General features: G+C 41.4%; 10 protein-coding genes and 1 other annotated feature. Of the genes, 7 read left to right on the plus strand and 3 right to left on the minus strand.

The features are described from left to right. Window positions 1–6: 6 nt before the first annotated feature. Entirely contained in the window at window positions 7–810 is an 804-nt protein-coding gene (ytvA, locus tag C6W18_RS16980; RefSeq protein WP_105928331.1) for a YtvA family blue-light photoreceptor, read from the minus strand. Window positions 811–1,234: 424 nt separating this feature from the next. On the opposite strand from ytvA, the gene C6W18_RS16985 reads away from it, so the two are divergent. The 6 genes from C6W18_RS16985 (at window position 1,235) to C6W18_RS17010 (ending at window position 8,836) form a co-directional block, all read left to right on the plus strand. Beyond that, complete coding sequence (locus tag C6W18_RS16985) at window positions 1,235–1,564, plus strand: DUF4257 domain-containing protein (RefSeq protein WP_223249904.1); 330 nt, start codon at window positions 1,235–1,237, stop codon at window positions 1,562–1,564. 103 nt (window positions 1,565–1,667) lie between these two features. Next, window positions 1,668–1,889: a binding site (T-box leader), on the plus strand. Window positions 1,890–1,986: 97 nt separating this feature from the next. Then, complete coding sequence (leuS, locus tag C6W18_RS16990) at window positions 1,987–4,401, plus strand: leucine--tRNA ligase (RefSeq protein WP_105928332.1); 2,415 nt, start codon at window positions 1,987–1,989, stop codon at window positions 4,399–4,401. Window positions 4,402–4,531: 130 nt separating this feature from the next. Further along, the gene (locus tag C6W18_RS16995; RefSeq protein ID WP_105928333.1) at window positions 4,532–5,434 is read left to right on the plus strand and encodes an alpha/beta hydrolase family protein; all 903 of its coding nucleotides are present in this window, start codon (window positions 4,532–4,534) and stop codon (window positions 5,432–5,434) included. Between the two features lie 47 nt (window positions 5,435–5,481). After that, entirely contained in the window at window positions 5,482–6,234 is a 753-nt protein-coding gene (locus tag C6W18_RS17000) for an NAD-dependent epimerase/dehydratase family protein (RefSeq protein ID WP_105928334.1), read from the plus strand. Window positions 6,235–6,453: 219 nt separating this feature from the next. Then, on the plus strand, window positions 6,454–7,314 hold the full coding sequence (locus tag C6W18_RS17005) for a carbohydrate ABC transporter permease (protein WP_105928365.1): 861 nt from the start codon (window positions 6,454–6,456) through the stop codon (window positions 7,312–7,314). Window positions 7,315–7,339: 25 nt separating this feature from the next. Next, on the plus strand, window positions 7,340–8,836 hold the full coding sequence (locus tag C6W18_RS17010) for an extracellular solute-binding protein (RefSeq protein ID WP_105928335.1): 1,497 nt from the start codon (window positions 7,340–7,342) through the stop codon (window positions 8,834–8,836). 42 nt (window positions 8,837–8,878) lie between these two features. On the opposite strand, the gene C6W18_RS17015 is transcribed toward C6W18_RS17010, so the two are convergent. Together C6W18_RS17015 and C6W18_RS17020 are read right to left on the minus strand one after the other, a co-directional pair. Continuing rightward, window positions 8,879–9,718, minus strand: coding sequence for an aldo/keto reductase (locus C6W18_RS17015; protein WP_105928336.1), 840 nt, complete (start codon window positions 9,716–9,718; stop codon window positions 8,879–8,881). Beyond that, window positions 9,715–10,917, minus strand: coding sequence for an MFS transporter (locus C6W18_RS17020; RefSeq protein ID WP_411266079.1), 1,203 nt, complete (start codon window positions 10,915–10,917; stop codon window positions 9,715–9,717). Before C6W18_RS17020 ends, C6W18_RS17015 begins: the two co-directional genes overlap by 4 nt. 155 nt (window positions 10,918–11,072) lie before the next feature. Here C6W18_RS17020 and C6W18_RS17025 point away from each other — a divergent pair, with 155 nt between their 5' ends. Beyond that, window positions 11,073–11,444, plus strand: coding sequence for a winged helix-turn-helix transcriptional regulator (locus tag C6W18_RS17025; RefSeq protein ID WP_034322520.1), 372 nt, complete (start codon window positions 11,073–11,075; stop codon window positions 11,442–11,444). The last annotated feature ends 6 nt before the right edge of the window (window positions 11,445–11,450 follow it).

Here is an 11,450-nt window from a genome sequence, read left to right on the forward strand (position 1 = left end):
CCCTGTTCAAACAGGGTTTTCAGCTAATGGCAATCCTTTTATAGCTTCTTTTACCGTCAAATATGTGATGGTATGTTGGAAATCTGTATCCAAGTCTTTCATTTTCATCGCAAGCTGTGGTTTGATCCCAGTAATGATCAGTTCCGTTCCAGTTAAGCTGAGGAGATGGTGCAGTTTGAAAATTCGTGATGCGACGGAATCATCTACATCAATTAAACCAGAAAGATCGACGATTAAATAATCATCCTTTGAATCATCTAATATACAAGTTAACTTAGCGACAATGGCATCAAAGCGTTCTTCAGATAGTTTTCCGATGAGTGGAAGAGCGGACACACCATTTTTGATTGGGACGATTGGCGTCGAAAGAGAGGTGACTTCCTTTAAGGAATCTTCTAGGAGCTGTTCATATTCTTTCTGTTTCGTAATATCCTTTTGAAAGCCAATGAAAAATGTTTTGTCATCTTGTTCAATGTATAGAGGATCTATGTTGAGTTCATTCCAAAAAAAAGTGCCGTCTTTTTTATAATTTTTAAGCTGTGTGGTAATAGGTGTTTTGTTTTGTATTCCATGACGTATTAAATCAAGCTGATCTTGATCTGTGTCTTTTCCTTGGAGGAATCGACAATTACGCCCAAGAATCTCGTCTGGTTTGTATCCAGTCATTTGTGTAAAGCCATGATTCACATAAACGATAGGATTATCCTCTAAAGAAGGGTCTGTAATCACAACACCAATCCGCGCATGATCTAGCGCTTTTTTTATGAGTTCAAGCTGTTTTTGCAAGCCGAAGATGTTCGAGCTGACCATATTACCCTCCTTTGATGCTACTATAGACATTCAAATTGGTTTCTTTTCGAGCAAAATAATTCTTTATAAACGTAACATAACATATGTTCTGTTTCAATGATTGCAAACGCTTTGTTAAATTTGTCATCATAGTTTGTCCTCCATTAGAATAGAGTAAGTAAGGAGACTTTTCTTTAGAAAAAGAAGGAATCAATTGCTTATCATTCATAAAATACCAAAAATAGTTAATATGGATTAGGTAAAAATGATTCCAATGCATCAAGATTGTTTCTAGGTCATTCACATATAATGGAAGAAACAAGCTTTTTTTCTTCGTTAGAGAGAATAGACCTTTTACATGGATTATGACGTAACAGCAGAATGGCATTACAGGGGGCTGGACAGCCTGAAGTCGCTTTACTATTCTAAGGGCTTTAGGAAGGTGATGAAAATGCTGCAACAAGTCATTATTGCTTGCGCCATTGGAGGGGTCATGGGCATTCTCGGTCACGTAAAGAAAAAAGGCAGGCTAGAGAAGCCCAGAATGACAAAAAAGTTTATTTATCTAGGGTTTATTGAAGATTGGCTCGTTGGGATGATTGCCGCTACACTGCTTGTCTTATCCTCAAATCCCGATTCTAGTCTGCACTTGGTCATCTTATCAATTATTTCAGGTTACGGAGGAGAAGCAGTTCTGCGAAGCTTCGATTTTGTGAGAGAACAGCGTTCACAGGATGCAGACTCCAACCGTCATAACCGATCTCCACACGAATAATATCCTCTACTTTACCCTAGTCTAGGGTACATTCCCATTGTATACAAACCTGCTTGCACTTATGATCATAATTCTATAAAATACTACTTAGATGACGGTTACGATAAGAACAGTGAAGAGGAGTAGTAGGAAAGCAGTATTTGTCTTTAGAGAATTGACGGCTGGTGAAAGTCAATCAAATCTGCTTCTGAACTCGCCTCAGAGTTGCAGTTGCGTTAAAGCTTCTGTCGCATGTCTGCGTTAAAGATATTAAGTGAGCGTACGAACAGCAAGTTACGCTAACAAGGGTGGTACCGCGGGAACCAAAAAATCTCTCGTCCCTTTCCAGGGATGAGGGTTTTTTGTTGATTTTAGAAAAATCTGAATTCTTGCAGTGGTCATCTGAGCAGATAAAGCCGTACATATTAAAGGAGGTTTTCATATTGAGTTTTCAGCATCGGGAAATTGAAAAGAAGTGGCAGGATCATTGGCTGACACATAAAACATTCGCCACATCTGACTCGGAAGATAAACCAAAGTTTTATGCGCTTGATATGTTTCCATATCCATCAGGAGCAGGGCTTCATGTCGGGCACCCTGAGGGCTACACAGCAACGGATATTTTATCACGTATGAAACGTATGCAGGGATATGATGTTCTTCATCCAATGGGATGGGATGCATTTGGTCTTCCAGCGGAGCAGTATGCACTGGATACAGGGAATGATCCGGCGGTCTTTACAGAAGAGAACATCAATAACTTCCGCCGCCAAATTCAATCTTTAGGATTCTCATACGACTGGGATCGAGAAATCAACACGACAGATCCGAATTATTACAAATGGACACAATGGATTTTCTTAAAATTGTATGAAAAAGGATTGGCTTATATCGATGAAGTACCAGTGAACTGGTGCCCAGCGCTCGGTACGGTCCTTGCAAACGAAGAAGTCATTGATGGAAAAAGTGAACGCGGAGGACATCCAGTTGAAAGACGTCCGATGAAGCAATGGATGCTGAGAATTACGGCATATGCGGATAGGCTGTTAGAAGATTTAGAAGACATTGATTGGCCTGAAAGCATCAAAGATATGCAGCGTAATTGGATCGGACGTTCTGAAGGTGCGCATGTTCACTTTGAAGTAGAAGGACATAACGAACAGTTTACCGTTTTTACAACGCGTCCTGATACACTATTTGGTGCAACGTATGCGGTGCTTGCACCAGAACATGCGCTTGTTGAGAAAATTACATCAGCTGCTCAAAAAGAAGCAGTGGATGCGTATATCAAAGAAATTCAATCTAAGAGCGACTTAGAGCGGACAGATCTTGCTAAAACGAAAACGGGTATTTTCACAGGTGCGTATGCCATCAATCCATTAAATGGTGAAAAGATGCCGATCTGGATTGCAGATTACGTGTTAGCTACTTATGGAACGGGAGCTATTATGGCGGTACCTGCTCATGATGAGCGCGATTATGAATTCGCTAAGACATTTGATCTTCCAATTAAAGAAGTTGTAGCAGGCGGAGACATTGAAAAAGAAGCTTACACAGGTGATGGAAAACACATTAACTCTGACTTCTTAAATGGATTAGGGAAAGAAGAAGCGATTGAAAAAGCCATTGCATGGCTTGAAGAACATCAAAAAGGTGAAAAGAAAGTCACGTATCGTTTAAGAGACTGGTTATTCAGCCGTCAGCGTTACTGGGGTGAGCCAATTCCAATTATTCATTGGGAGGACGGAACATCTTCAGCTGTTTCGGAGGAAGAGCTTCCACTGATCTTGCCTAAGACAACGGAAATTAAGCCAAGTGGAACAGGTGAATCACCTTTAGCCAATATAAAAGAGTGGGTTGAGGTTGTAGATCCAGTTACAGGTAAAAAAGGACGTCGTGAAACCAATACAATGCCGCAATGGGCAGGCAGCTGCTGGTACTTCTTACGTTATATTGATCCACATAACACTGAAGAGCTTGCATCTCCTGAAAAGCTTAAAAAATGGCTTCCAGTTGATGTGTATATTGGCGGAGCAGAACATGCTGTACTGCATCTTTTATATGCACGCTTCTGGCATAAATTCTTGTATGATATCGGCGTTGTCCCAACAAAAGAGCCTTTCATGAAATTGTTCAACCAAGGAATGATTCTTGGTGAAAATAATGAAAAAATGAGTAAATCAAAAGGGAACGTTGTCAACCCAGATGACATCGTAGAATCTCATGGCGCGGATACATTAAGACTTTATGAAATGTTTATGGGACCTTTAGATGCGTCAATCGCTTGGTCTGAAACAGGACTTGATGGCGCTCGCCGTTTCCTTGATCGTGTATGGCGCCTATTCACAAATGAAGATGGCTCAATCAGTGACAAAGTGACGGAGCAATCTGGTGGCGCATTAGAACGCAGCTATCATGAAACAGTGATGAAGGTGACAGATCATTATGAAGGTCTACGTTTCAATACAGGAATTTCACAATTAATGGTGTTTATCAATGATGCCTACAAGGCTGATACACTGCCGAAAGAATATGCAGAAGGCTTTGTGAAACTTCTTTCTCCAATTGCACCGCATTTAGCGGAAGAGCTTTGGAATAAGCTTGGTCATGAAGGGTCAATTTCTTATGAAGCATGGCCGCAATATGACGAGGCAAAGCTTGTCGACGATGAAGTAGAAATTGTCGTACAGCTAAATGGGAAAGTGAAAGCAAAATTAACCGTTCCTGCTGATGCAACAAGGGAACAGTTAGAAGAACTTGCAAAAAATGATGCACGAGTAAAAGAACAGCTTGAAGGAAAAACCATTCGTAAAGTGATTGCGGTTCCTGGTAAGCTTGTCAATATTGTTGCGAACTAATGACTACACCCATCGGTATAAACCGGTGGGTGTTTGTTATTTCCCGGGACATAATTTTGTCGAAAACAAGGTGATTCTCTCATCGATCTCGTATTTTAAAAGTGGATCAAGAAAATGAGGAGTGACGTCAATGGAAAAGGAAAGCAAACGTGAACAACTGCTCAGTCTATTAGGAGAAATGCCAGAGCGTCATCGCGTGGAGGCTTATACGTTGAAAATTGAGGAACGTGAATCTTACTTAGTCGAAACACTTATTCTCTCTATTCATGGTGTAGAGGAAGTGCCCGCTTATTTTGTGAAGCCGAAGGACACAGTGAAAAAAAGACCGGTTGTGTTGTTCCAACATTCTCATGGCGGGAATTACGTAGATGGGAAGGAAGAATTGTTAAAGGGTGCTCATTATTTGCAAGCGCCTTCATATGCAAAAGAGTTCACGTCAAAAGGATATAGTGTGCTGGCCATTGACCATGCAGGTTTTGGTGAAAGAAGAGGGAGAACGGAAAGTGAAATTTTCAAGGAAATGCTTTTAACAGGAAAAGTGATGTGGGGCATGATGCTGTATGAAAGCATGTGTGCGATCGATTATTTGGTGTCTCGATCCGATGTGCTGCCAGACCGGTTAGCCGTTTTTGGGATGTCAATGGGTGGTCTTCTTTCATGGTGGACGGCTGCGCTTGATGAACGGGTCAGTGTGTGTATCGATCTTTGCGCACAGGTAGATCATCATACATTGATTGAAACGAACAATTTAGACCGGCATGGCTTTTACTACTATGTACCGAGCCTAGCCAAGCATTTTACAGCAGCGGATATCCAGGAAATGATTTTTCCAAGACCCCATTTAAGCTTGGTTGGAAAACTCGATCAACTGACTCCCGCTGAAGGTGTTGGACGAATTCAAAAGGTATTGAGTCAAACCTATCAAGCTGCTTCATTGAAAGAACGGTATCAGCTTGTTGGTCTTCATGCAGGTCATTTTGAAACAGCCGCGATGCGTCACGAAGCAACACGATTTTTGAAAAAGTGGCTCTAATCAATAAAAGGCTTGGACATACTACGCCAAAAGGAAGGAGGAGACATATGAAAAAAATCACCATCATTGGCGGGTGCGGTGTGATCGGCCGTCTTTTAACAAAAGGGCTCTCTTCAGAGTACAACATCAACATCATTGATCAAACAAGCTGTGTAGAAAAAGTCATTTTAGCAGATGCAACGAATGAACAGGAATTATATCAGGCGATTCCGCGAGATACAGATGTCATCATTCACCTTCTGAACATGGACATGACGCATGATGTGATGAATGCAGAGGAATTCGCAAAAATGAATGATGTTTTTTGGCGGAGCACTTATCATATGTTTCGTTCAGCGGCTCGGTTAAGCATACGAAAAGTCATTTTTGCAAGCAGCAACCATGTGACCGATCGTTATGAAAAGGATGGTCATTCTTTACTAAGGCGAAATATTACGACTGACGATGTGCCTGCGACAAAAAATGTGTATGGCATTTTAAAATTTGCCTCCGAACAGCTAGGACGTTTATTCCACGATCAAACGAGGATGTCTGTTATCAATTTGCGCATTGGAACCGTTGTGACAGATGAAATGGAGGAATTACACAAGAAAAAAAGAACGAAAAGAACGCTGCTTTCACATGAAGATCTTGTTGGGATCACAAAAGCGGCGATTGAAACGGAAGTTCCCTTTGGGACATATTATGCCGTATCAGAAAACGAAGAAAAGCCTTGGTCCACTGAGAAAACGAAGCAGGAGTTAGGCTATAGACCAGATGTCAATACGACGGAAATTCTTGAAGAAAATGATCAGGCATAGGGCATAATCATGTCATTAGCTCATGATCTTATTCTTTTGTTTCATGAGCATAAAAGCACGACCGGCATGAAGATCTGTTTGGTCTGTCAAGATGATTATAGACGCTTTCTTCCCCCGTTTGTTACATTTTAATCACGATATCGTCACAGGCTGCAGCTTATTTTCAGACGAAATGATAACGCTTACAAAAGAAAGGGCGTGATGAACATAGATCGTTCTATGAAAGGCCGATTGTTCAATTTATTTAATTACTCTTTTCTACTCATGTTCGCATTAATATGTGTGCTCCCGTTCATCCATGTCATTGCCGCCTCTTTTGCAACGGTAGAAGAGGTCATCTCAAAGAAGTTTATTTTGTTTCCGACGACGTTTTCTCTCGAGGCTTATCGCTATATTTTTTCTACAGATATTGTGTATCGCAGCCTCATTGTATCCATTCTCGTGACGCTCGTTGGAACAGCTGTCAGCATGTTTTTGTCCTCACTGATGGCATATGGGCTGTCTCGCCGGGAGTTAAAAGGCCGGAGAACACTCATGTTTCTCGTCGTCTTCACGATGCTGTTTAGCGGAGGGATGATCCCGACGTTTATTGTGGTGAAAACACTTGGGCTGCTTGATACCTATTGGTCACTCATTCTGCCGGTCGCCATCAATGCATTCAATTTGATCATTTTGAAAAACTTCTTTCAAAACATTCCGGCAAGCCTTGAGGAATCAGCTAAAATGGATGGCTGTAACGATTTAGGGATCTTTTTTAAAATTGTGCTTCCTCTTTCTTTACCAGCCATTGCGACCATTTCACTTTTTTATGCCGTGACGTATTGGAATACGTACATGACCGCCATCCTGTATTTAAATGATTCGGTGAAATGGCCGATTCAGGTACTACTGAGGCAGATTGTGATTGTATCGAGCGGAATGCAGGGAGATATGTCGGATATGGGCTCATCGACACCACCGCCAGATCAAACGATTAAAATGGCTGTCATTGTCGTGGCGACCATTCCGGTTCTGCTTGTCTATCCATTTATTCAAAAGCATTTCAACAAAGGGGCATTACTAGGTTCTGTAAAGGGTTAAAAAGATGGAACAACGGAGGGATCTTATGGGGAGAAAGAAATTATGGTTGATAGCGTTTGTTCTGCTGTTTGCAGCAAGTGGCATTCTGTCAGCGTGCTCAAGTAAAGGAGCCAGCTCATCAGATGAGAAGGTTGATTTAGACAAAAAAGTGAAGCTGACTTGGATGGCCATTTTGTATCATCAGCAGCCGCCGAAGGATTCAGTATTAAAAGAGATTGAGAAGCTTACAAATACAGAGCTTGATATTACGTGGGTGCCTGATGCTGTGAAAGAAGACCGTTTAAATTCAGCACTTGCCGCAGGGAATCTCCCGCAAATTGTCACGATCCAAGACATTAAGAATTCGTCTGCTATTAATGCGTTCAGATCAGGCATGTTTTGGGAAATCGGTCCGTATTTAAAGGATTATCCAAATTTAAGTAAGATGAACGAACTGATTAATAAAAACGCCTCTATAGACGGTAAGCTTTATGGAATTTATAGAGAGAGACCACTTTCAAGACAAGGGATTGTCATTCGAAAGGATTGGCTTGAAAATTTAAATTTGGATACACCAAAAACATTGGATGATCTTTATGAAGTAGCCAAAGCATTTACTGAAAAAGATCCGAATCAAAATGGAAAAGACGATACGATTGGCTTTACGGATCGAAATGATTTGATTTATGGGGCATTTAAGACACTTGGTTCATATGAAGGAATGCCAACAGACTGGAAAGAAGAAAATGGCAAATTCACACCAGACTTTATGACAAATGAGTATATGAATACAATGAAATACATGAAAAAGCTGCGTGACAATGGCTATATAAACAAAGACTTCCCAGTCACAAGTAAAACACAGCAGCAAGAATTATTCTCACAAGGAAAAGCAGGCATCTATGTTGGAAATATGGTAGATGCGGTGAACCTAAGAGATGATGCGACAGATAAAAACATGGAAGTGGATATTATCAACCGAATCAAAGGCCCAGATGGCAAAGAACGTGTATGGGCATCTGGTGGTCATAATGGCATCTTCGCATTCCCTAAAACAAGCGTGAAATCTGAGGCGGAGTTAAAGCGGATTTTGGCCTTCTTTGATCGCATTGCAGAAGAAGATGTGTATGGTTTAATGACTTACGGTATAGATGGTCAGCATTATAAGAAAGAAGAAGGAAATACATTTGTCCGGGAAGAAAGCCAAGTGAAAAGCTGGCAGACAGATGTACAGCCGCTTGTCAGTCTTGTAGGCATTGATAAACGCTATTTAAAAAATAAAGGGGATGCGGTTCGTACAAAATATGAAGAGCTGGAAGAAGATAATAAGAATATGATTGTCGCCAATCCTGCTGAAAGTCTGTATTCAGAAACGGCCTCAGAGCGAGGAAACGAATTGAAGAAAATCATCGATGATGCGACCTATAAGTTCATTCTTGGAGATATAAGCGAAGAGCAATTTAAGAAAGATGTAGAGAAGTGGAAATCAAATGGTGGAAATAAAATCATTGAGGAATATGAAGCTTCCTTTAAAAAATCATAAACAGAACACCCCCGCTTAGCAGAAAAAGCGGGGGTGTTTTCATTAAAAGTCGAAGTTATCTGGATCAGGGCCAATACGTTTGTTCTCATTTAAATCAGAAAGACGCTTCATATCCTCATCCGAAAGAGCAAAATCGAAAATATCGGCATTTTCTTTTAAACGATGTGCTTTCGTTGATTTTGGGATGGTGATGACACCCTTTTGCACATCCCAGCGCAATATAATTTGTGCAGGTGTTTTGCTGTAAGTGTCTGCAAGCTCCGTAATGAGCGGGTGATGCAGTAGCTCTCCCTGCATAAGCGGTGACCAGGCTTCCATTTGTATACCGCGTGTGTTCAAATACGTATAAAGTGTTTCCTGCGTGAGTTTTGGATGAAATTCCACTTGATTGATAGCTGGTATGATGTGCGCATCTTTTAACAGTTCGTCTAGATGATGCGGCTGGAAGTTGCTCACACCGATGGCTCTCACCTTTCCTTCACGATATAAGGTTTCTAGCGCACGCCAAGCTTCCTTATATTTTCCTTCAACCGGCCAATGGATTAGATACAGATCAAGGTAGTCAAGCTGAAGTTTTTTCAAGCTTTCTTCGTATGCTTGAAGTGTGGATTCATATCCTAAATCGGCATTCCACACTTTTGACGTCACAAAGATGTCTTCGCGGCGAAGTCCAGTTTCTGATAGGCCAAGTTGTATACCTCGCCCAACGCCTTCCTCATTGCCATAAATAGCCGCTGTATCAATACTGCGATAGCCTAATTGAATGGCTGTTTTGACAGCTTCGATTAATTCAGCTCCATCTTCAACTTTGAATACACCAAGACCGAAACCTGGCATGTTGACCCCATTGTTTAATGTTTTTGTACTTTGTAAATGGTTCATATTGAAAACTCCTTTATCGTTTGATTGTGTTCTGTTTGTTCCATTCGAAAACTGATCATTGTGAGAATGGCTGCCATGAGCACCATGATGCCGCCAACCCAGCCTGTATGCACAAGTCCAAGTGTATCTGTCACGATGCCGCCTAAAAATGAGCCGATGGCGATACCGGCATTAAAGGCAGCGATATTCATAGCGGAAGCGACATCGACTGCTCCAGGTGTGTATCTTTCTGCGAAATCAACGACGGCGACTTGCAAACCAGGGACATTCATGAAAGCAAACAGCCCCATTAGCATCACGGTTCCAATCCCTAACACCGTGAATTTGGCAGTGAAGCTAAGGATAAACAAGATGATGCTTTGGATGATAAACATATAGATCAGTGCTTTCATTGGTTGTTTATTCGCAGCTTTTCCGCCAATCACATTTCCAGCTGCGATGGTCATCCCGTATAAAAGCAGCATCAAGGCAACAGTTCCAGGTGCAAGACCTGTCACATACTGAAGAAGAGGAGATAAATACGTGAAGACAACAAAGGTTCCTCCGTATCCTGTCGCTGTAATGACAAATAGAAGCAACATTCTTTTTGTCTTTAATAAGGTCGCTTGATCCTTAAATGATGTTTTCATGCCCTGCTTTAATTGAGATGGAACGAGAAAATAATTGGCAACGAATGCGATCAAACCAATGATGACAATTACACCAAATGATGTCCGCCAGCCGAGCTCATGACCAAGAAATGTACCGAATGGCACCCCGGTCACAGTAGCTACTGTTAAACCAGTGAACATAAATGCAATGGCGCTTGCCCGCTTTTCTTTCACCACAAGGCTTGCAGCAATGGTAGAGCCAATGGACATAAAGACCCCATGGGATAAGGCTGAAATCACTCGTCCGATTAACAGTACTGAAAAAGTCGGGGCAATGGTGGCGAGTGTATTGCCAATTAAAAAGACGAGCATAATGAGCAAAAGCAATGTCTTTCTTTTCATGGTTGAAGTAAGTGAGGTCAGAATAGGTGCGCCAAAGGTTACTCCGAGCGCGTATAAAGAGACGGTCCAGCCCGCTTGACTGACGCTCACTCCAAAGTCTTCTGAGATCATCGGCAAAAGACCAACACTAATGAACTCAGTTGTTCCTATAGCAAAAGCACTAATAGCTAGTGCGAGAAGGGCAAAGTAGTTTTGTTGTTTCTTCATAAATAGGTTCACATCCTTCTTTGATGACATTTTGATAGACGAATCCGATCGGCAAGAGTTATTATCTAACATAGATGACGAAAAAAAAAGTACGTACTTTTTTGTAATATAGGTACTAAAAAGTGCCCATTCAGAACAAATAGGAGTGAGATTCAATGGAAAAGAAAAAGTATAATATCTCTGTGGAGGCGACGCTTGACGTCATTGGCGGAAAGTGGAAGTGCGTCATTTTATGCCATTTGACACATGGGAAAAAACGCACGAGTGAATTAAAGCGACTCATGCCTAATATCACTCAAAAAATGCTCACACAGCAGCTGAGAGAGCTTGAAAGTGACGGGGTGATTAACCGGATTGTGTACGAACAGGTGCCGCCTAAAGTGGAATATGAATTAAGTGAATACGGACAGTCGCTCGAAAGAATTTTGAATGCGTTATGTGATTGGGGAGCAGCTCATATTGAACGTGTGTATGGAGAGCCGCTTTCAGTCCTGGAAGACAGCATCTTAAATGAGCAGTTTAAATAAAAAAGT

The sequence above is a fragment of the Bacillus sp. LLTC93 genome, assembly GCF_002993125.1.
GTDB classification, from domain to species: domain Bacteria; phylum Bacillota; class Bacilli; order Bacillales; family Bacillaceae; genus Bacillus; species Bacillus zhangzhouensis.

Coding starts and splice junctions, on each gene's coding strand:
- ytvA (WP_105928331.1), bottom strand. CDS start 810: ATGGTCAGCTCGAACATCTTCGGCTTGCAAAAACAGCTTGAACTCATA.
- C6W18_RS16985 (WP_223249904.1), top strand. CDS start 1,235: ATGAAAATGCTGCAACAAGTCATTATTGCTTGCGCCATTGGAGGGGTC.
- C6W18_RS16995 (WP_105928333.1), top strand. CDS start 4,532: ATGGAAAAGGAAAGCAAACGTGAACAACTGCTCAGTCTATTAGGAGAA.
- C6W18_RS17000 (WP_105928334.1), top strand. CDS start 5,482: ATGAAAAAAATCACCATCATTGGCGGGTGCGGTGTGATCGGCCGTCTT.
- C6W18_RS17005 (WP_105928365.1), top strand. CDS start 6,454: ATGAAAGGCCGATTGTTCAATTTATTTAATTACTCTTTTCTACTCATG.
- C6W18_RS17010 (WP_105928335.1), top strand. CDS start 7,340: ATGGGGAGAAAGAAATTATGGTTGATAGCGTTTGTTCTGCTGTTTGCA.
- C6W18_RS17015 (WP_105928336.1), bottom strand. CDS start 9,718: ATGAACCATTTACAAAGTACAAAAACATTAAACAATGGGGTCAACATG.
- C6W18_RS17020 (WP_411266079.1), bottom strand. CDS start 10,917: ATGAAGAAACAACAAAACTACTTTGCCCTTCTCGCACTAGCTATTAGT.
- C6W18_RS17025 (WP_034322520.1), top strand. CDS start 11,073: ATGGAAAAGAAAAAGTATAATATCTCTGTGGAGGCGACGCTTGACGTC.